We start from the raw sequence: 22,509 nt of genomic DNA, 5'->3' as shown, positions 1-22,509 counted from the left end.
CCGAACGGTGGTCATCGTGTTCGGCATGATGATTTGCATAGAGAGTTAATGCGCTCTTTATTGATGACAGTTACTGCGCATTAACCTGAATTTTAATTGTTTTTGTTAAAGCGTTGGATGTTTGCCTTGCCACAGCACTTCACGATAATGCACTGGGTCGGTATCGCCTTCGGTGTTAATAAGAAGCACAATAGAATCTTGGTCTAATCCAAGTTTCTCCATCAATTTCTCACGCTCGGGGTGGTAGTAAATAGCCGCTAACATACCTGCGCCAACCGCACCGGATTCACCTGATACCACTTTAGGATCACTGCCTAACGGGTTCGCTAACACACGCATACCAAGCGCAGCGATACTGTCTTGACAGGACACAAATTGAGTAGAGCAGTCACGAAGTACTGGCCAGCCAATTGGGTTAGGTTCCCCACATGCTAAACCAACCATAATGGTAGCGAGATCGCCTTCTACGTTGACCATTTCACCTTGCTCACTAATACCTGAGCGATAAATGCAATCTGCAAGATCTGGTTCAATAATGACAGAATGAAGCTTGTCCGCGCCGTACATGTCACAGAGATAACCAAGCACGCCGCCTGCCATCGCACCTACTCCAGCTTGCAAAAATACATGGGTAGGACGTTCAACATTCTGTTGCTTCATTTGATCGACAGCTTCTGCGGCCATTGTGGTGTAACCTTGCATGATCCACGTTGGGATTTCGGTATAGCCTTCCCAAGCCGTATCCTGCACTATCTTCCAGTTGTTCTTGTTTGCCGTTTTAATGGCCAAACGAACGGTGTCATCGTAATTCATATCCGTAACAATACACTCAGCACCCAGAGCACGGATGTTGTTAACTCGCTCATCTGCTGAGCCTTTGGGCATATAAACCACTGCATTTTGACCCAGTTTACTTGCTGCCCATGCCACACCACGTCCGTGATTTCCGTCGGTTGCGGTGGCAAAAGTCATTTTTTCCGATATCTCGTTTTTCAATTTGTCGAAATCAAAATTATTAATATCGAGTGAATACTCGGCACAAAGTAAGCGAGCAATTGCGTATGCACCACCTAACATTTTGAATGCGCATAAATCAAAACGATACGCTTCGTCTTTGACTAATATTTTACCAAGGCCAATTTCTTTCGCTAAACAGTCTAGAGAATGCAATGGCGTTGGTTGGTAACCTTCAACTTTTTGATGAAAAGCACGGGCTTTTTCCGCTTCATCAATGGTGAATAGAGGAGATTGCTTACCGTTATAATGGCGATTATCAGCAATCTCCATTTTTAGAGAGAATGTAGACACGACCAGACCTCATTGAATGAATTATATGGAATGGGCGGGGAATCGAGTTGATGCCCCCGCATAAATGGCCAACATTAGCCAGTTGTCTTGTTATGGGACATTGGGCTATTTGACGCGTTTTTCAGATTCGTCTAACAACTGTTGTAAGATGTCACCTGGCGCTGGGTATTTACGGTTCAAAATCATGGCCGCAATGATATATGGTTTCCAGCTCGCTTCTTTGTATGTGGCAATGCGGTATTTTTCGAATACAGCTTCATCCACTTCACCTTCTTTACAAGATACGCCAGTGATATCCGCAGGTAGGCAATGCATATAAAGCGCTTCTCCACCCTTGGTTTTTTTCATCATTTCTTCAGTACAATGCCAATCTTTGTGTTTTGCATTTTGAGCCAAACATTCTTGCTCAAGCGCTTTAAGTCCATCATGATCATCGGCACGTAGAAGTTCTGTACGACGGCCCATGACTTGATAAGGAGCCCATGATTTCGGATAAACGATATCGGCATCTTCGAAAGCTTCTTCCATAGAGGCAACCTGAGTAAAGCTACCACCTGATTCTTCAGCGTTCTTACGCGCTTGTTCAACAACCTCAGGAATAAGATCGTAGCCTTCTGGATGGGCCAGAGTTACATCCATACCAAAACGGGTCATCAAGCCAATAATCCCTTGAGGTACTGATAATGGTTTGCCATAACTCGGTGAATACGCCCACGTCATCGCAATTTTTTTGCCCTTCAACTGTTCTAGATCGCCGAAATGTTCTTCAAGCCATGCTAAATCAGCCATTGATTGGGTTGGGTGGTCAACATCGCACTGTAAGTTTACTAACGCTGGGCGATGAGGTAGAACACCTTCTTTCACACCATCATCAAGGGCTTCACCCACTTCACGCATATAGGCATTACCCGCGCCTAAATACATATCATCGCGGATACCGATAGCATCTGCACAAAATGAAATCATATTCGCGGTCTCACGAACAGTTTCACCGTGAGCGATTTGAGATTTGCCTTCATCAAGATCTTGCTGAGCGAGGCCTAGCATATTAATAGCCGATGCATAAGAGAAACGAGTACGAGTTGAGTTGTCACGAAACAGTGAAATGCCCAAGCCATTTTTAAAGACGTTTGTAGCAATATTTTCCTGACGCATTGCTTTGATGACTTGCGCCGTTTTTAATACACACTCTAACTCTTCAGGGCTTTGTTCCCACGTTAATAGGAAATCTTTCTTATGAAGTTCAGAGTCTAGTTCATTGATTTCCTTTATAAGTTCATTAATGCTTTTCATTTTATTCTTCCCAGTAATTAAAAATTATTATGTCGTTTGCGGCTGGAATTTTCGGTTGGATAAAGTCCATTAAATAAACAGACACTGATTCCTTTATTCCAATATCTATGCCAATAACGAAAGTAACTCGTAAAATAATCTGATAAAGCTTATTAATACTTAAAATACAATAAGTTATAACTTTTCATTTGTTTTTAATGCGCAATACCTCTTCTGTGGCACTATCAATTACTATCAGTGATAACGACCAAAATGATAGTAGCCAAATAACGGTTTATCATATTGATATCCGTGTGTGATGCAGTGCTCAGATCCCGTCTCATTCTGGCAATCCAATTGTAAAATCTGACTTACATCAATCTTCCTTGGTACCAATCTTGTTAACTTGGTATGTCATTTCTCGAGTAGATCTCTATATGCTAAAAAACACTCAGCAATCCGAACTGATGCAACTTCAACCAACGATATTGCGTTTTACACAAATGCTGTCAGCTGTACTTCAACTTGATGCTGAAGTCGTCGATGCCGATTTAGTTCGTGTTGCTGGCACTGGGCCGTATAGCAAACTCTTTGGTAAGAAAGCAAACAAAAGCTCTAGGATATTTAGGTACATCCTTGAAACTCATCAAGAAAAAGTCGTTCTAAAATCACGTACAGATCCAATCTGCAAAGGTTGCGACAATATAGCGACTTGTCGTGAAACGGCCTTTCTGGGCGTGCCGATCATGGTTGAAGACCGCTGCGTTGGAGTGATTAGTCTCGTCGCCTTCACTGAAGAGTCACGAGAAAGAATCAAGGACAATGTTTCATTATTTTCCGACTACATTCAGCATATATCTCAAGTTGTAGTAGCAAAAGTATTGACTAGCGATAAAGAGCACGAAGCTGGTCTGGATGAAGTATTGACAAGCCTGATAGAGAATATGGATCAAGGCGTACTCGTGCTAGATGGTAACCGCCAAGTAAAATATGGTAACCAGCCGGCGCTCACCAATCTCAATATAGAGCGCGAAGCGTTATCAATCGTAGAAGTCAATATTCAACCACTCTCTTTGCATAACAACGAACTGAAAGGGAATCAGCAACATATTATTTCTCTGGGTGACCGACAGGAATTGGTTGTCGGTCAATTTCATGATGCCCGCGGTCACCAACTATTCCTAATGAGTTTTCACCAGCCGAATAAATCGTTTTCAATTAACGAACCGCAACCACAATTCACCAATGTGATTGGTGAATGTAAAAAAATGCACCAACTGAAAACCTTAATCTCGCGTATCGCCAGTAGCCCTTCAAGTGTGCTTATTAATGGAGAAAGTGGAACCGGCAAAGAAGTCATCGCTCACGCCGTTCATGATTTAAGCACTCGCAGTGATCAACCCTTTATCGCCATTAACTGTGCGGCGATACCCGAACAACTTTTAGAAAGTGAACTTTTTGGTTATATAAAAGGGGCGTTTACTGGTGCGTCAACCAAAGGCAAAACAGGCCTAATTCAAGCCGCCAATAAAGGCACATTGTTTTTGGATGAAATTGGCGATATGTCGATGACTTTGCAGGCCAAGTTACTTAGGGTGTTGGAAGAGCGAGAGGTTAAGCCTATTGGTTCAAACACTTCCATTCCAATCGATATCCGAATTGTGTCTGCGACCAACCGTGATTTCGCCGAAATGATCGCGTCTAACCGATTCCGTGAGGATCTATATTACCGTCTAAACGTCATCCCTATTCATCTTCCCGCACTCAAAGAACGCGAAGGTGATGTTGAGCTTCTCGTTCAATTTTTTCTAGATATACATACGCGAAAAATTGGTGTTGCTTACCCAGGTATTACCGATGAAACGATGGCTAGGCTTAATGCCTATCACTGGCCGGGCAACGTTCGTGAGCTCAGTAATTTAATTGAATATCTGGTAAACGTTGTTCCTGAAGGTGACACTATTGACGTTGATTTATTGCCCCCTTATTTCGAGCAAACCTCGGTAGAGAAACAATCAACAAACATTGTCATGGATGATTTTGCAATGAGCCTTGAAGAGATGGAGAAAATCCGCATTGAAGATGCAATAAGTCGATTGAGTAATCGCAAATTGGTTGCTGACGAACTAGGCATCGGAATTGCCACTCTTTATCGAAAAATCAAAAAGTATGGACTTAACGCCAATAGCCATTAACCCATTAGCATTCAACCATCGCCTCAACTTGACCAAGGTTGGGGCACAACACAATTGGCTTTAGGTGTTCCAGCTCATGGTTGTCACGCACTTAAAGCACTCGAGTAAAAGACATTATTCCATTCTATGGATGTATTCAACAATCACTTCATTCCCTTCTACATAGGCCCTTTGAATCTCACCATCGACCGAAAGGCGCGTTTTTAGAAATGCCGTTTTATTCTTTGCCGACGATCCATTTCTTAACGATGAAATGGCCTGTTGTGGCTCTATGTGCATGATCTGGCAAAATTGTTTAACAAAACTGTAAGTGAGTGGCGCACCTCCACGCAAAAGAGCCGAAAATTCCATTTGAGATATGCCTAACTTTTTGACCACCTCCATCTGAATTAATCTCATGTTTGCCTTTTTAGACATCCAGACATGGTAAAGCTCTTCTCTGTCTTCTTGTGTAAAATCCACACTATTTTCCTAACGGTTAGTAGAGGCCATGAATATGCCTTTTAACCGGAGGAAAGTGTCAAATTCCCGTGAAAATTGATCCTGTGAATGTATTTTTGGAAGCAACCGCAACCTAACTACGTATCCACTTCTAGCCCAAGACAGGTGAGTAATCACCTCTGATCAATGTTCACTTCTATGACCGAGACCAGTGCTTAATCAGCAACCCATTCGGCTTCGACAATCACTTTATCGCCGCATTTTATGCGTCCAGTGAATATATCGCCCTGATAAACAACACCGACACCTGCTGGTGTTCCACTCATTACAATGTCACTAGTTACTAAGTCAGTATAGCTGCTGAGCTCTTGTAGAATGACCCGCGGAGGATAAAGCATCTGGTTCACGTGACCGCTTTGAATACGAACCCCATTGATAAACAGTTCAATATTAAGGTCATCGATATCGGCTCCATCCAAAGGTACAAATCGGCTCAAAACAGCAGAACCATCAAATGCCTTTGCTCGTTCCCAAGGCAATCTTTTTTCTTTCAACCGGCTTTGTAAATCTCGTTTAGTGAGATCAAGACCGAATCCAACAGCCGCCAGCTTTTTGCGCCTCACCATAAAACAGATTTCCGCCTCATAATGAAGGGCTTCTTGGTGAAAAGATCGTAATCTATTCGAAATCGACGAATTAGGTTTATTAAATACCACCATCTCGTCAGGAATGACATTGTTCAACTCTTTTATATGCTCGACATAGTTTCTACCTATGCATAACACCTTGGACGGTTTCACTTGTTTATCGCCTAACGCTACCGTATTCATCTGTTCTGTTCCTTACTTATGAATAAGTATCAATCGTTTAACTTACTCAGTAGCTTCTCGCATAATCGTTTCAGTTCTATCAACTCTTCAACGTCCATATTAAGTTTACAGACCATACCATTTGGCACTGAAAGCGCCTTCTTTCTCAATTCCAAACCTTGTTCAGTCAGGTACAGCATGCGAACTCTTTCATCATCTAGACCTCGTTGTCTGCTGACGAACCCTTTACCTTCTAGGCGCTTTAAAAGCGGTGTTAACGTGCCGGAATCAAGATGAAGTTTATTGCCCAGTTCCTTTACATTGATTCCATTGGTCTTCCACAAAACCATCATCACAAGGTATTGAGAATAGGTGAGATCAATCTCTAGCAAAAGAGGCCGATAAGCTCGAATTACGGCGTTAGCAGCGCTATATAAAGGGAAACAGACCTGATTATCCAATTCTAATGCTTTTTCATCCACAGTAAAACGACCCGATTTCATAATTCATCTCCGAACAATATTGCGCACAATATACTTGCATTTCAGTTTAACTTCGACTTATACCTAAACGCAACTTAATTGTGTACAGCCTAATTACAAGATGACTTCCTATGGCGATATTTGAGCCAGCTCCTAATGCGAGTAGGCTCTTTTTTAATCATCTATTGACCACCTTTAGGAGGGCGATATTTGGGTTGTTGAACTAAAGATACTCGCAAAGATACGCCGTCGGCTCTTCTACTTTCACATCAAAAGATGAGTCACCAACAACGTCAAAAGCCTGCCCTGCGGTAAACGTCGTCCATTGTTCTTCGTCTGTACGCTTGATCGTTAATGCCCCCTTCACCACCGTCATCTTTTCCGGTGCACCCGTGCCAAATGTATATTCACCCGAAGCCATAACGCCAACACTGCTGTCTCCATCTTGCTGAGTAAAACCTAACGACTTAACACCACCGTCAAAGTAAGTATTTTCTTTGATCATTTTACATCCTTGTTGCTTCATTTATTGAACCCATATTTGTATAAGAATTTTCACCAACTCACAAGCAATATAGCTAAATTAACCCTTTAGAAAGGCCTCGGGGTGGCTCTATTTACGGTCAGAGTTACACCATCCGTTATTTCCTGTTTTACGTAATGCTGTTCGGTTAGTGCTAAATTCTTCATTATTCCCGTGAAAACGGGAACTTTGGGGAGTTTAGATCCCCATTTTCATGGGGATGACGTCAGTTTTTCGTGAAAACAGGTCAGTTTTCGTCGGGATGACAGGTTTAAATAATCTTAACCGAACAGCATTCCGGTTCTATGGGTAAAGGATGGATATTTTTCTTAAACGATGCCGTCAGGCAGTGCGTAGGAATGACGATAAACTGAGGTTTAGTTAAGCGTTTTGCTGTTCCAATAATGGGATAAGTTCTTTCGCTAGTAACGGCTTGCTAAAATAATAACCTTGCGCGTACCTACACCCTCTTTGTACTAGAAAATCCGCCTGTTCGAGCGTCTCTACACCCTCAGCAATAACATTGAGTGACATCGCATTTCCGAGTGCAATAATGGCATCAGCAATCGCGACATCATGCTTATTTTCAGGAAGATTCATCACAAAAGAACGGTCAATTTTCAATGTATTGAGTGGGAGTTTTTGTAAATAACTTAACGAGGAGTACCCTGTACCAAAATCATCCATGGATAACTCTATTCCATGTGCGCGCAACGTTTCTAATTGCTTGAGCGCGTTTTCTGCATTACTCATCATAAAACCCTCTGTCACTTCGAGTTCAAGATATCTTGCCTCTAAATCCGCTTCTTTAAGCACCGAAATGACCAATTCAGCAAAGTTGGACCGCTGTAGTTGAGCACCCGCGACATTGACAGCAATACGACCGAATTTGAAACCTTTATCACGCCATTCTATTGCCTGCTTACAAGCTTCCTTTACGACACGCAATCCAATCTCTTGTATTAAACCGGTTTTTTCTGCAATAGGAATAAATTCATCAGGTGATACTGAACCCAATTTTGGATCATTCCAACGTAGCAACGACTCAAAACCGATTAACCTACCTGTAATCATATCCACTTGGGGTTGATACACCAGAAAGAACAGCTCATGATCAAGCGCATCATGGAGCGCAGCCTGCAGCTTTAGATGCGATTCCGACTGCTTGGTTAAGGCTTCCGTATAATAAGCATAGTTATTTCGACCTGTTTTCTTAGCCCTATACATAGCGGCATCTGAGTTGCTTAATAGTAGGTCGCTATCCTCTCCATCTTGCGGATAAAGCGCGATCCCCATGCTACCGGTCAGTCGAATCGAATCTGTTTTATCTAATTCAATCGGTTTATCAAAAATAGACATGATTTTAGGGGCAATTATCGATATAGATTCCAGATCGGCGATAGCAGGGAGAAGCAAAACAAACTCATCGCCCCCTATTCGAGAAACGGTATCGACTTCTCGCAAAATACCTTTCAATCTAGAGGCTATTTCACACAATACTTCATCACCCACAAGATGACCGTAGCTGTCATTAACATGTTTAAAATGGTCTATATCAATGAAGATCGTCGCAAACAGTTCTTGGTTTCTTTTTGCGTGATATATTTCCTGCTTTATTTGATTGGTTAGCTTAGTACGATTGGGTAAATCGGTCAGTGGATCATGATACGCCATGTGTTGAAGGTCATTTTCTTGCTGTTTCTGTTGAGAAATATCTGAAAATACAGCGACATAATTACAGATATTTCTCTTATCATCATACACAACACTGATTGTTGAGAGTTCAGGGAAGATTTCACCATTCTTTCGCCTGTTCCATATTTCGCCCTTCCATTGACCTTCATTGAATAAATCCTTCCAAATCTCACGATAAAAGCTTTTATCATGACGACCCGATTTTAAAAATCTCGGATTACGCCCAATGGCCTCTAGCTCTTGATACCCTGTGATCTCGCAGAACGCTTTATTTACATAGATAATCATGCCATCTCTATTGGAAATAATGACACCTTCAATAGAGTTTTCAAAAACCGTCGCGGCAACCAATAATTGATCTTCAATCGCTTTTCTATTGGTCACATTTCGTGTCATACCGATAATTCCAATCGTTTGACCTTGGCCATCTAACATAGGCGCTTTAATCGTCTCTAACCACGTTTTACTTTGAGGATTAACAGCATTAGCGCATTCTTCAACAACGGTCTGCTTCCCCGCAACAACAACTTCCTTGTCTGCAATCTCAAATTTTTTCGCTATCTCAGGATCGAATAGCTCGACGTCAGTTTTACCTATAATCTCAGAGACGGGCTTGCCCCACGCTTTACTCACTTCACGATTACAATGGGTGTAAACACCTTCTAAGTTTTTTACCCATAAATGGTCGCTAAAACTATCGATAAAACTTTGAAATTCGGGTATTGATTGATGATCCGCCATACTGGTCAAATCAACCTGAAACGCTCTTTGATTCTCTCTATATGTATTGACGAGATCTTGTTCTATTTGACTCACAATCCCTTTCAATAAATCATAATGTTCTACTTGGATTGGCCTATCTTTACTGAAGGCCAATAACACACCAAAATGAGACATGCCTGACCACGTTATTGGTACGCCAACAGAGTAATTAAAGCCACCAATCAGGCAAGGTTTTGAATAAATCGCGTTATGGGATAACACAAGCTTAGAAAAAGCATCCACTTCCAATGTGTATTTTACGTAATCGATTGATTCTGAGGAATACACAATCGGCTGATATACATTGTGTTTAACCGTTGTGCACAGCACAAGCTCGTAACCTAATACGTTTTGATAACTAACGAGTACTCTTTGCCAGTTTTTGCGCGCCTCTACAGGAACGTCGATTTCTACCATGACCTACTTCTACGTATGTTTAATAAGATAAACTCTGACACCACATACTAATTATAATAGTGTCAGTATAAATATAAAGGAATGCTAACTGAAAGGAAGAAATAACCTCGCAATACGTTAACTAACAAACATTTCAGGCGTATAAGCGACTAATTGACTACTATTTTAACTTAATTTTGGCAGCAATAGAGACAATACCAACCAAAATGACACCAGACAAAAGGCCAACGAGCCCATTAAAGACTATCGGTACCAGTGATTCTACAATACTGATATGCGGTAAATTAAATAATACGGGTTCTATCAAATGATGGATGACTGGAATACTGTGAACAACGATCCCTCCCCCCACTAAAAACATTGCTGCCGTACCTATTATTGTTAATAAGTGCATCAATTTGGGTGCACCAGCAACCAAGCCATTTCCTACTGAGACTAAAACACGAGAACGCTTGCGCTTTTGCATATAGAAACCGAGATCATCTATTTTCACGATACCGGCAACCAAGCCATAAACGCCAATCGTCATTAGAACAGCGATTGTGCTCACCACTAAAATTTGGGTCAATATTGGCTGGCCTTGAACCGTACCCAGAGCAATCACTATAATCTCGGCTGACAATATAAAATCGGTTCTAATTGCGCCATTTATCTTCTTTTTTTCATACTCTTCGAGTGACCCAACATCGTTGGAAACGGGTTCGGAGTCTTCACTTTTTTGTTTCTTATGAAAAAATTTCTCGATTACTTTTTCTGCTCCCTCATAACTAAGATATAAACCACCAACGAGAAGCAGTGGCGTAATTAACCACGGAGCGATAGCACTGATAAGCAATGCGGCTGGAACTAAGATAAGTTTATTGCGAAACGATCCTTTAGCGACAGCCCAAACGACAGGAATCTCCCTTTCTGACGCGACACCAGAAACTTGCTGGGCATTAAGAGCAAGATCATCACCCAAGACGCCTGCCGTTTTTTTTGCCGCAACTTTAGATAACACGGCAATATCATCCAATACACTCGCTATATCATCCAGTAACGTTAATAGACTTGCTCCAGCCATTTTTCATCCTTTGAATCCAAACCAAGAACAACAATTACAGCACATTTAGGCAATACGATCCGATTAATATCTCTCTTCTTAACTCAATTCAGTTAACAGGCAAAAAATCACTGATCAAAAATAATATAATTGTTCATAGATCTGCTCATAAGCGAGCATTCTTATAATTAGCTGTGTAATAACTTCACGTTATGATAAATAGTCTGTTTTCGAATCCCTGTGTATACGTTTATACTGATTTAGATGATCGTTCTAAGGATAGATATGGGTAAGATAAGAGAATTAACAGGTTTAATCGAAAACCCAATGCGAAGCCGCATTGGCAAACGAATTACCCTAATTATGGTGCTAATAAGTACCATGGTGACGCTAACCGCGACAACATTTCAGCTTGCATGGGATTATTCACGAGAAGTCAATGAAGTAGAGAGTCGACACCAAGAAATTGAAACCATACATGTGCCTCTACTCGCCGCCTCTTTATGGGAATTTGACCTCAAACTTTTACAGCAAAAACTTGAAGGCCTGATTAATCTACCTAGAATCAATTACTTAGAAGTTCGTTCTGCCAACGAACTTTATTATGCTGGCGAGCCGGTAAAAAAGAACGCTATCGCGGATGAATATCTGATTGTCTATCAATCCAGTTATCATGAGGATCCGGAAGTTCTGGGTACCCTTCGAGTCGAATCAGATGAACAAGAAATCTACGATTATCTGCTGACACAGTTTCTAATTACGCTCGCCATCAATGGTTTTAAAACACTCATCGTCTGCATGGTCATAATGCTCGTTATTCACGAAAGCATTAACAAGCGAATATTCTCTATCAGTAAATATCTACAGAAATATAACCCAAGGCATCCAAGTGAGCCGCTTAATTTGCCGTCAGTAAAAGTTATCACCCATGCATCAGACGAACTCAGCCAACTGGGTAACGAGACCAATAAAATCACCACACGCCTGACGCTCTTATATAACAATATCCGTTATGAACAGGAACGCTTTAGTGATTTTGCTAATGTGGCCTCTGATTGGCTATGGGAAACAGACAGCAATGACGCCCTAATCTATGCATCTATCGAAATGCAGCATAGTTTAGGCATTGATGAACTCGCCAAAGTGCATTTTAGAGACCTACCTGTGCTGCGCAACGCCAGAACGTTACTCTCAAACATTGAGAAAAAGCAGAGCTTTTCATTATGCCAAGAAACTGTCGTCATTGATGGAATGGCCCATTACCTATTATTTCAAGCTATCGCAAATTATAAAAATGGAACATTCATTAGTTTTCGAGGCACAACTATCGATATAACGGTTCTACAACAAGCCCAGATTGAACTCGAAGAACTTAATAATAATTTGGAAAGAAAAGTAAGCGAACGAACACAAGATCTTGAAACCAGCATGTCTCAACTCAAACAAACTCAACAGCAGTTGATTGAATCGGAGAAGCTTGCTGCGCTTGGTGGATTGGTATCAGGTGTTGCCCATGAGGTAAATACTCCTCTAGGGATATCGGTCACAGCAGCCTCTATTATTCGAGAGGGCATTGACGATCTAAATCAGAGTTTCGCAAAACAAACACTCACAACAACACAGTTTTCCAATTTAATGAAACGGCTTGGCGATAGCAACTCTATGCTGGAAAGCAATTTGAATCGAGCAGCACAGTTGATTAAAGACTTCAAGCAAACCGCGGTTGATCAAGTTTCGGAGAGTCGAATATCATTCTCTGTTTATCAGGTACTTGTGTCATTGCTCGCCAGTCTACACCCAGAGACTAGAAAAATTCCCGTCGAACCACAACTTATAGGTGACACAGAATTAGTTATGAATAGCTTGCCGGGCGTTCTCACTCAAGTTGTATCTAACCTTGTCCTTAATAGCGTTAATCATGCTTTTTCCACTCAAACAACACCGGAGATTTCAATTTCGTTTGTTGAAGACGGGGACGATGTGGTGTTTGAGTACCGTGATAACGGAGCGGGAATCGATAAATCTTTGCATCAGAAAATATTTGAACCCTTCTTTACGAGCAAAAGAGGTAAAGGCGGGTCTGGTCTAGGGCTCTATCTTGTATTCAACCTTATACAACATAAAATGAAAGGGAAACTAACTTTCGATTCAGAACTCGGTCAAGGTGTACACCTGACCTTCAGACTACCGCGTATACTGGATAATACTGTGGACAAAAAGGTCATCGATTCCGATGCTTAGATTTTCCGAACGGGCAGACATCTAATACCAAATAGAACACATCACTTTGTGGCTTTAAAGAAGCAGACTTCAACAGGCAAAATAAAGGGCGACATTCTGTCACCCTTTATTTATTGCGGTATTCAATTACGCAAGATCATTAATCGGGGTGTCTTGCTCTAATCTCAACGAAGTCATCCCAATGTTCAATCATCAAATCAACCAATTTAGGGTCAAAATGTTTGCCCCGTTGATGAATAATCTCCGCTTTTATATCCTCATTCGACCATGGTTCTTTATAACTACGTTTAGAGCCAAGTGCATCAAACACATCTGCGATAGCCGTTAAACGGCCGCTAATAGGGATAGCTTCCGCTTGTAATTTATTTGGGTAACCCGTTCCGTCCCACTTCTCATGGTGGTTTCCTGCAATCTCTTTTGCAACAAGCATCAACTGACGTTTTGAATTACTCAATATCTCAACACCATAATCAACATGCTTTTGCATAATAGCCCACTCTTCTTTATTGAGTTTGCCTGGTTTATGCAAAATACTATCCGGTATCGCAACCTTACCAACATCATGTAGCGGCGAAGCATGTTTTAACATTGTAGTTTCTTTTTCTGACAAACCATAAAGCAAACCAAGATGTTCACTAATTAACGACACTCTCTGTACATGAGCTCCGGTCTCTTTACTACGAGCTTCAACTGCGTTCGCTAGGTTGTATACCAACTCTTTCGTGGTGTCTTGCAGGTCCACCATCAAATTAATATTTTCAAACGTTAAACATATATTCTGCATATATAATTCGAGTAACTGCTTATCAAGCTCGGTAAGCTCTGTAATCAAATTTATATAAAGAATACTTTTTACACCCTGATCGTCCACACTATAAAAAACGTATGCATCAGAATAGTTCTCGGATTGTTCAGTATGGATCGCATCTTGACAACGCTGGGCCACAATTTCTGGTAACAATTCTAGAGAATATTTTGGATGAAAATGAACAAATTCCCCAGTAGCTGCCAATGTCAGGGCGCGAGTGGCCTCACCCTCTTCGCTAGGTTGAACGATACAGTAGAAAGCGGAAGCATCTAACTTAAGCAGGCCTGTAAGTTGTTCAAGTACACTCGTCGCATAGGTTTTTAAGGTACCCGTACTCTGAACATTTGCAGAGGCCTTAATGACGCGGCTTAGCCCTTGTTTTTGATCTTCGATTAAACAGATATCTCTATAGGCTCTGAGAGAAGAATATAATAAGGTTCTTAGCTTCTGGGTTGTTAATTCTGTTTTTTCTTTATAGTCGTCTATCTCATATTCACGGATCACGACATCTTCCGGTGCCTGTCCTGCTTGTCCAGTTCTTAGTACGAGGCGGGTAAGGTGATTCTTACACTCTGAACGAATATAGTGTACGAGCTCTAGTCCCGCATGTTCGGTCTCCATTACAACATCAATCAATGCAATGGCAATATTCTTTTCAGAATCTATTATTTCTCTAGCCTGAGCGCCAGAATACGCTGAAATGAGTTCAAGACCACGATCTTGAAATTCAAATCCACTCAACGCAATTTGCGTGATCTGATGCATCTGTTCATCATCATCGACAAGTAATACACGCCACGGAGTTCTAGGTTTTATAACTTTTCCAGTTGGAACCTTCTCACTATTAGGATCGCGTAGATCAGCGAACAACTCCATTCCCACCCCTTAACATAAAAGTTAGACTCTACTGGTTGATTAGATCGTAAGCATTAAGATAGAACCTATACCTTAGAATGAGCATTTATACTAAAAAATCAAGCACAACGTGACAAATTGACCTAGGAATTTCTCAAATTGAGACATCAATTTTTATCCTGTAGATACCATTAATCTCACAGATAACATATTTCACTAGGGGACACTTTAAAGATAAAAGAGTGACTACAAAATAGTAGCCCTTTTATAGAAATCCAGCCAGTAAACTCAATGAATAAGTTTATCTGAATTTTTATTGAATTGACCGAAATGTTTTTCAAGTACTTCAGGGGTTAATTTCCCTTCTTTCTCTAATCTTTTCAGCTCTTCAACCACCGCCTTCTGTTCTTCTAACGTTGGCAGTTTAGTTTCGTCTTCCGTACCCATTTCTAGAGCCATGTTCTCTAGTTCTTTTTCCAAATCACTCATTTTCAAAACCTTACATTACTGTGAATTATGTGAAGTTTACCCATTTCCACAATGTGATTCTAGAAAAACTCGTTAAGCTAGGTAACGATATGGGGTAGCCTAATATCAAATATGTTCGTTACCTGTTGATTTGAACCGGAAGTCGCTTGAAATGCATTGCCTAAATAGCATATTGTTTATAACTGCATGATTGTATCAATACCCCTAGGCTGAAGATTTACATTCTATATTGAACAAAAATCAAGCAATCAATTCGTCGATTAGGAACTTATTTTCGTTTTAGACGACAAAGCATTAAAAGCAGGAGATATGTCGTAGATGCATTCAGAAACATTTCAAAGACTTCAGAACTATCTAGATTCACAAATAATCGGACAGTCAGAACTCGTTCAGCAACTACTCGTTGCTCTACTGGCAGATGGGCATATATTGGTCGAAGGTCCTCCAGGCATTGCCAAGACCCGAGCCGTACAGAAACTTGCAGAATGCATTGAAGGAGACTTTCATCGTATTCAGTTTACCCCAGATCTATTACCTGCGGACTTAACGGGTACTGATATATTTAGACCCGAGACGGGAGAGTTCACGTTTCAAACGGGGCCTATCTTCAACTCATTGATTCTGGCTGACGAAATCAACCGTGCTCCTGCAAAAGTTCAAGCCGCGATGCTCGAAGCCATGGCTGAAAAGCAGGTTACTGCGGGCAGCAGAACCTACCCTCTTCCCGAATTATTTTTGGTTATGGCGACCCAAAACCCTATTGAACAAGAAGGCACTTACCCATTGCCAGAGGCGCAGCTTGACCGATTTTTATTGCATTTAGATGTTCAATATCCCACAGCAGAAAGTGAGCTGGAAATACTCAGACTGAATCGTGGCGAAGCATTAGGAATGGCAGCGATAGAAAAAGCGCACGTAACGCAAAATGATATTTTTCAGGCTCGCAAAGAGGTTCTATCCATTCATATGGCGGAAAGTATCGAGCACTATATCGTTCGACTCGTTCTAGCAACTCGTCATCCTGAAAAATATAGCCCTCAATTGGCCGAGTGGTTAGAGATGGGGGTTAGCCCAAGAGCCACTATCGCCTTGGACCGATGCGCAAGAGCGCGTGCGTGGTTAGATGGACGAGACTATGTCACCCCTGAAGATGTTCAGAAAATGGCCTTCCCAGTGATGAGACATAGATTGCTTTTAAGTTATTCAGCACAAGCTGAAGGTGTCCACCCAAACCAAGTTGTACAACAACTAATATCAATGGTCGGTAGCGCTTGATGACGGATAAGCACACCGCAAACACTCGGTATTTAATAGAAGCAGAGAATATACTGTGTTTGTGAAACAAAGTATGAGCGAATCATTGCTACCAGAACACACCAACGGGGTAACCTTGTCGCTTGCCGAGTTGTTGCAATACAAAGCGCAAACTGTACGCTGGTTACCTCCAGCCAAGAGCTTATGGTCACAACTCAACGGCTTGCATAACAGTGCCCAAAAAGGTCGTGGGATGAATTTCTCGGAGGTTCGGCAATATCAGGCCGGTGACGACATCCGTTCTATCGATTGGCGCGTCACCGCAAGGACAGGAAAACCACATACCAAGCTATTTCATGAAGAAAGAGAGCAACCTGTCATGCTCTATTTGGATTTTGGAAAGTCAATGCGCTTTGGTTCTAGATTGATGCTTAAATCTGTCCAAATGGCACATATGGCAAGCCTAGTTAGTTGGTTAGCAATAGAACAGAAGGACAGAATTGGTGCCATTCTAGACTCTGGAAGTGAGCTGTTTGATATCAAGCCAACGTCAAGAAATAAAGGGCCACTGCAACTATTTAATCAACTGATTAAAATGCACAACCAAATACTAAACACCATTGTTGAAAATGAGCCCCCGTTTTCTAAGGGATTGGCGGCACTCCATCGGTTATGTCCAAAAGGGAGTGAAATTATCATATGCAGTGACTTTACTCGGTTCGATCACAAGGTTGACAAAATACTACTGACACAACTACGTCAGCACAATAGAGTTCAGTTTATTCAGTTTTATGACCCTTTAGAACTCGGACAAACTACATTCAGAGGTACAGAGAAAGTAACAAATGGCCACCAGACTCAATGGCTAAGTTTTTCGACGAAACAAAACAGGGAGAAACTGGAAAGCGTATTTCAATCTGAACAACGTAAAATCGCTTCTTTGTGTCGCTCGCTTGCGATACCTTATTACTCCATATCCAGTGCTGAACCCTTAATTTCTCAAATTGCCGGAACCAATCAATGACCGAAGCAACTGCTGTAACCCATCCACTTTCTTTAGAAGCGATACATCTCCCTTCCGTACCGGGGTTCTGGCCTTTTCCGTGGGGATGGTGGAGTTTATTGGCCAGTTTTATCCTTACCATATTATTTGTCATCGTCCTTTGGAAATGGCGAAAACGCAGACTAAGAGCAAAAAAGGCCGCTATTGCTTTGCTCTCGTTAGAGAAAAATCTGATCACACCATCAGGTGCAATGGAAATCTTAAGGCAAGCTGTTCTTAGCTATTACCCAAGAGGACGCGTCGCTCACCTATCCGGCGAAAACTGGTTAGTTTTTTTAGATTCACAGGTTAAAACACCTATTTTTGAAACTCATGAGAAAGAGTGGACAACCGCCTTATATCAGAAGGAATCGCGGGTAAATCGTGACATGCTCATTGCCCAATGCGAAACCTGGCTGAATGCTGCATTACCACCAAAGAAGGGAGGCCGTGGGTAACCTCATGCATTTTGAGTTTATGTGGTGGGGGATGCTATTTTTGCTTCCTCTTCCTATATTGATCTATTTTTTTGCACCTTCCGTAAAAGAAAATGCGGCAATAACGTTACCTTATCTTCCGAATGAAGGGAGTATCACTGCGCCTTCAAATTTATTTGCCAAAATTATAGCAGCATTAATTTGGCTTCTATTCGTTTTGTCATGTGCTAGACCTGTCTGGTACGGGGAACCGATAGAAAGTCAACCAAAACATCGTGACATGATGCTTGTTGTCGATCTATCAGGTTCCATGGATACGAAAGACATGGCGTTTGAAGACCAATACATTGACCGTTTAACCGCCGTTAAAAATGTACTCATTGACTTCATTAAAAAAAGAAAAGGCGACCGTTTAGGTCTTGTTCTTTTTGCGGACCATGCCTATCTACAAACCCCCTTAACACTCGATCGGCACACCATCGCTTCTCAACTGAACCAAGCGGTATTAGGGTTAATCGGCAATAAAACCGCCATAGGTGAAGGTATCGGCTTAGCCACCAAGACATTTGTGGATAGTGACGCACCTCAGCGAGTCATTATCCTTTTAAGTGACGGTGAGAACACAGCGGGTGTTCTAGACCCTCTAAAAGCGGCCGAGATCGCTAAAAAATATAAAACAACCATATACACCGTTGGAGTCGGTGCAGGAGAAATGGTCGTACAAGAATTCTTTATGAGTCGAAAAGTTAACACAGCAAAAGACCTAGACGAATCGTCGCTTACCAAGATTGCAGAGATGACAGGTGGTGAATATTTTCGTGCGCGCAATCAGGATGATTTACAGAATATCTACGACACTATCAATGAACTAGAACCCATTTCAGGGGCAACGCAAACATGGCGCCCACAAACTGAGTGGTTTAATTATCCATTGGGTATGGCCTTAATACTCTCTGTTGTATTGGTCGTGGGGAGAAAAATACGTGTCTGACTTTATTTTCCTTACCCCTATTTGGTTGCTAGCGCTCATCCCTTTATTTGGTGTTTTGATTTGGTTAACTAAAAGTCAATCTACATCAGGATTGATTGCATCACATATAGCGGAAAAAATGGGTTTGTCCCCAACCAAGAGTCGAAACAAGGGTATTCTCTTACTTGGATTCATTTGGTTAATTACCATTATCGCTCTTGCAGGCCCAAGCATAGAGAAGATGTCTAAACCTACTTTTTCTATTAATTCCGCACGAATGCTCATTCTAGATATGTCTCGTTCACTTTATGCTCAAGACATCAAACCGAGTCGTCTGGCACAGGTGAAATATAAGGCACGGGATCTCCTTTCTTATTGGGATGAAGGCAGCGTTGGTCTTATCGCTTATGCGGGTGATGCCTATACCATTAGCCCTCTCACATCCGACGCATCGACGCTGCACAACCTTATCTCCCATTTGTCACCAGAATTAATGCCCTATCCAGGCGCGGATGCGGCAAAGGCAGTCGAACTCGCCATCACTAACCTAAAACAAGCTGGTTACCCTACTGGTGATCTTGTTTTGATTACTGATGACCTTGATGAGCAAGAGACGAGCACTATTCAAGGACAGCTTAATGGTTCGTCGTGGTCACTATCCATACTTGCTGTCGGTACAGAAGAAGGTGCACCTATACCGATGAAAGACGGATCGCTTTTGACAAACAGCGCTGGCTCAACCGTCATTGCCAAGACGCGAATGCGCAATATGCAGAATATCACGAGAGCATTTTCTGGTGCCTTTGCTCCGGTACAAACCTCTAATTCAGATATCGAACTGATCGCTAAAGCGACAACAAAAGTCGAACTTTCTGACACTAAAAAAGCAAGTCAAGAAATCGAGGAGCGCATCAACAATGGCTATTGGCTGCTCTTACTACTGATTCTTCCTACTCTTATGATTTTCAGAAGAGGGCTTCTCTTTGTGCTTGTTATCAGCACGTTGTCGATAACAACAACACAACAAGTAGAAGCCTCTGCGTGGATAAATAACGATCAACAAGCCTACAAAGATTTTGAATCTAAAGACTTTAAAGCTGCACTAGATAAATTCGAAGATACGCGATGGAAAGCCGCAGCAGCCTACGAGGCAGGTGATTATCAAACAGCAATAGATCAACTCAAAGAGAGGCAAGAAATCGATTCTCAGTATAACTTGGGTAATGCTTATGCTCAGGCAGGACAATTTGAAAAGGCAATAGAGTCGTATCAAAAAGTGTTGGCCGAACGCCCAGACTTCTCTGACGCAAAAAACAATCTAGACATAGTAAAACAAGCCCAACAGCAACAGCAACAAGATGAGAATTCGCAATCAGACAATCAACCCACTGATTCGCCGAAACAAAACTCCGACAGCGGTACAGAGCAATCGGACAAAAACACGTCTGGCCCTCAGGAATCTCAGGAATCTCAGGAATCTCAGGAATCTCAGGAATCTCAGGAATCTCAGGAATCTCAGGAATCTCAGGAATCTCAGGATAGCCAACAGAACTCTAATGACAAGCCATCTTCTCAATCTAAAGGCAAATCTACATCAGCGTCAGAAAGCGAACAATTGCAAGAAGATCAACCTGAAACACAGGCTTTAGCGGAACCGGACAACAGCCAAACTGTCGACCCTGAACTACGCAAATTAGAGCAAGTAGAAAACGCAAGAGATCCGAGCCAATTGATTCGCGCACAGATGATTTTGCAGGCGCGTGGTAAAGAAACGCCAAAAAATAACGGTAAGAGTTGGTAATATGAAATCGAAAACTAACATTCACATCCTCATCGTAACAGCCACTAACCTGTTACTACTGGTCTTAAGCCCACTATCACACGCCGCAGTCATCGCTTCTGTCTCCAGTAATTCAATGGCAAAAGGTGACATATTTACCCTTAAGATAGTTTCTGACAATCGAGTAGACTCTGGAGATGTAGATTTTACTGTTTTAGATAAAGAGTTCTATATGGGTCGACCAAGCTTTTCTTCTTCGATGAACAGCTTTAATGGCACCCGCTCAACACGCAGTGAATGGACACTATCTCTCGCCCCACTTAAAGCCGGTCGCCTAACCATACCTTCTTTCCAAGTGAAAGGAGAAAAGACAGACCCTATTTCGGTCACTTCTCATATTGACCCCACGGTACCAAAATCTGACGATTTCGTTGTGTATCAATCACAGCTCAGTAAAAACGAGATCTACCCTGGAGAGATCGCTCAGTTAGATACTAGACTGATCATCAAAACCGATGCAAGACGGGTACAAGATCCACTATTGGTCCCGCCGACGGCTCTAACGGGGCTCGATATTGAACCAACAGGCACCGCTAATCGATATCTAAGTGTCATTGATGGTATTGAAGCGACCATCATTGACCAAAGCTACCAAATAACAGCGAACAAAGCTGGCCAGCACTCTATCACCAGCCCAAAATTCACAGCCACTATCTTAGACAGAAACCCCCAGACCGGCACAACAAGATTAGTCCCCGTAGACACAGGCTCTAAACAGATCGTCCTTCGTGTTCTCGATAAACCAACGGATCTTGTCGGTACATGGTTACCAAGTCCAAATCTCACCTTGTCTCAAAAATGGCTCGACAGTAACGGCAATGAATTAACTAACGTGGACGAAATAAACACGACGGCAGGTTCCGCCATTACTCGAGAAATAGTCATCGCTGTTGAGGGGATCGCCCAGTCACAGTTACCGAATATAAAAGTTAACTACCCTAGTGATATCCGTTATTACGATGAGCAGCCTAAAATAGTACAAGAAGGTAATCAGGTTTCAATGACGATTAAGCATGTACTCATTCCAAAAATGGAAGGCCAAGTTAATTTGCCGTCACTCACCTTGAACTGGTGGAACACAGTTAAAAAACAGGCACAAACAGAAAAACTGACTGGCTTAGTTCTCGCTGTCAAACCAAACGAAAACCCAAGCATTAAACTCGATTCTAATGACAATCAACCCACTTATCCGGCTCAGATTACAACGGAAACCGTCGTTATCAAAGAACCCGGCATTTGGCCATTTCTTACCATATTGGTTTCTGTACTTTGGTTGATTACCCTAGGACTTCTTTTAAAAAAGAAGACAAACAATGCACAAAATAAACCGGTCGAAGATAAAGATAGTGATACTTTTGCTAACCTAATGACTTCAATCAAAGAGACAGATGGATTGAGAGCGCAAGCAAATATGACGTTGTGGTATAAAGAAAATTTGGGTATAGACCAGATGGTTAAAGCTCAAATAGATGACGAGTTACGTGCGATGATTGCGTCTATTTATGCCGAAGAAACCTTATCTTGGCAGGAAGGTTCTTTGATTACATTGCTTAAGAGTGCGAAGAAAAACCTCTCCAGAAAAAAAACCGAACAACCGAGTTTAGCGCCTCTATAACCGGTTATCGTG

18 protein-coding genes are annotated in these 22,509 nt (G+C 41.8%); 8 read left to right on the top strand and 10 right to left on the bottom strand.

All coding sequences use genetic code 11. From position 1 onward, the window contains the following. Positions 1–105 precede the first annotated feature (105 nt). Entirely contained in the window at positions 106–1,308 is a 1,203-nt protein-coding gene (gene dpaL / locus AACW90_RS02025) for a diaminopropionate ammonia-lyase (protein WP_390230044.1), read from the bottom strand. Between the two features lie 105 nt (positions 1,309–1,413). Then, positions 1,414–2,601 carry a knotted carbamoyltransferase YgeW gene (gene ygeW / locus AACW90_RS02020; protein ID WP_390230041.1) on the bottom strand — a complete coding sequence of 396 codons (1,188 nt, stop codon included), beginning with the start codon at positions 2,599–2,601 and terminating at the stop codon, positions 1,414–1,416. A gap of 416 nt (positions 2,602–3,017) precedes the next feature. On the opposite strand from ygeW, the gene AACW90_RS02015 reads away from it, so the two are divergent. Beyond that, positions 3,018–4,775, top strand: a complete 1,758-nt coding sequence (locus AACW90_RS02015; protein WP_390230038.1) for a sigma-54 interaction domain-containing protein — start codon at positions 3,018–3,020, stop codon at positions 4,773–4,775. A 114-nt stretch (positions 4,776–4,889) separates the two neighbouring features. Here the strand turns inward: AACW90_RS02015 and AACW90_RS02010 are convergent, their stop codons facing one another. The 6 genes from AACW90_RS02010 to AACW90_RS01985 form a co-directional block, all read right to left on the bottom strand. After that, a complete protein-coding gene (locus AACW90_RS02010) occupies positions 4,890–5,237 on the bottom strand; it encodes an XRE family transcriptional regulator (protein ID WP_390230036.1) in 348 nt (115 codons plus the stop codon). 194 nt (positions 5,238–5,431) lie between these two features. Continuing rightward, a complete protein-coding gene (locus AACW90_RS02005; protein ID WP_390230033.1) occupies positions 5,432–6,046 on the bottom strand; it encodes a fumarylacetoacetate hydrolase family protein in 615 nt (204 codons plus the stop codon). Positions 6,047–6,075: 29 nt separating this feature from the next. Next, entirely contained in the window at positions 6,076–6,528 is a 453-nt protein-coding gene (gene ohrR / locus AACW90_RS02000; protein WP_390230030.1) for a transcriptional regulator OhrR, read from the bottom strand. Between the two features lie 202 nt (positions 6,529–6,730). Further along, positions 6,731–7,012 (bottom strand): pyrimidine/purine nucleoside phosphorylase, encoded by a 282-nt coding sequence (ppnP, locus tag AACW90_RS01995; protein WP_390230027.1) that lies wholly within the window; start codon positions 7,010–7,012, stop codon positions 6,731–6,733. Between the two features lie 399 nt (positions 7,013–7,411). Further along, positions 7,412–9,904 carry a sensor domain-containing protein gene (locus tag AACW90_RS01990; RefSeq protein ID WP_390230025.1) on the bottom strand — a complete coding sequence of 831 codons (2,493 nt, stop codon included), beginning with the start codon at positions 9,902–9,904 and terminating at the stop codon, positions 7,412–7,414. Between the two features lie 160 nt (positions 9,905–10,064). Next, entirely contained in the window at positions 10,065–10,967 is a 903-nt protein-coding gene (locus tag AACW90_RS01985; RefSeq protein WP_390230022.1) for a DUF808 domain-containing protein, read from the bottom strand. Between the two features lie 264 nt (positions 10,968–11,231). Here AACW90_RS01985 and AACW90_RS01980 point away from each other — a divergent pair, with 264 nt between their 5' ends. Beyond that, on the top strand, positions 11,232–13,187 hold the full coding sequence (locus AACW90_RS01980) for a PAS domain-containing sensor histidine kinase (RefSeq protein WP_390230020.1): 1,956 nt from the start codon (positions 11,232–11,234) through the stop codon (positions 13,185–13,187). Positions 13,188–13,326: 139 nt separating this feature from the next. On the opposite strand, the gene AACW90_RS01975 is transcribed toward AACW90_RS01980, so the two are convergent. Both AACW90_RS01975 and AACW90_RS01970 read right to left on the bottom strand, forming a co-directional pair. Next, on the bottom strand, positions 13,327–14,871 hold the full coding sequence (locus AACW90_RS01975) for a DUF3369 domain-containing protein (protein WP_390230017.1): 1,545 nt from the start codon (positions 14,869–14,871) through the stop codon (positions 13,327–13,329). Between the two features lie 267 nt (positions 14,872–15,138). Further along, a complete protein-coding gene (locus AACW90_RS01970) occupies positions 15,139–15,339 on the bottom strand; it encodes a restriction endonuclease subunit S (protein WP_390230014.1) in 201 nt (66 codons plus the stop codon). A 318-nt stretch (positions 15,340–15,657) separates the two neighbouring features. Between AACW90_RS01970 and AACW90_RS01965 the strand changes: the two genes are divergently transcribed. From AACW90_RS01965 to AACW90_RS01940, 6 genes are all read left to right on the top strand, one after another. Further along, positions 15,658–16,614 carry an AAA family ATPase gene (locus tag AACW90_RS01965; protein WP_390230011.1) on the top strand — a complete coding sequence of 319 codons (957 nt, stop codon included), beginning with the start codon at positions 15,658–15,660 and terminating at the stop codon, positions 16,612–16,614. 73 nt (positions 16,615–16,687) lie between these two features. Continuing rightward, positions 16,688–17,617 (top strand): DUF58 domain-containing protein, encoded by a 930-nt coding sequence (locus AACW90_RS01960; protein ID WP_390230008.1) that lies wholly within the window; start codon positions 16,688–16,690, stop codon positions 17,615–17,617. Continuing rightward, on the top strand, positions 17,614–18,093 hold the full coding sequence (locus AACW90_RS01955) for a DUF4381 domain-containing protein (RefSeq protein WP_390230006.1): 480 nt from the start codon (positions 17,614–17,616) through the stop codon (positions 18,091–18,093). Before AACW90_RS01960 ends, AACW90_RS01955 begins: the two co-directional genes overlap by 4 nt. Before the next feature lie 4 nt (positions 18,094–18,097). Then, positions 18,098–19,063, top strand: a complete 966-nt coding sequence (locus tag AACW90_RS01950; protein ID WP_390230003.1) for a vWA domain-containing protein — start codon at positions 18,098–18,100, stop codon at positions 19,061–19,063. After that, a complete protein-coding gene (locus AACW90_RS01945) occupies positions 19,056–20,843 on the top strand; it encodes a VWA domain-containing protein (RefSeq protein WP_390230000.1) in 1,788 nt (595 codons plus the stop codon). Before AACW90_RS01950 ends, AACW90_RS01945 begins: the two co-directional genes overlap by 8 nt. A 1-nt stretch (position 20,844) precedes the next feature. Continuing rightward, positions 20,845–22,497: a BatD family protein gene (locus tag AACW90_RS01940; RefSeq protein ID WP_390229997.1), complete on the top strand. Its 1,653-nt coding sequence runs from the start codon at positions 20,845–20,847 to the stop codon at positions 22,495–22,497. Positions 22,498–22,509 lie beyond the last annotated feature (12 nt).

Source organism: Vibrio frigidus, assembly GCF_042465995.1.
GTDB lineage: Bacteria > Pseudomonadota > Gammaproteobacteria > Enterobacterales > Vibrionaceae > Vibrio.
This window is presented reverse-complemented; position numbering and strand designations above follow the sequence as displayed.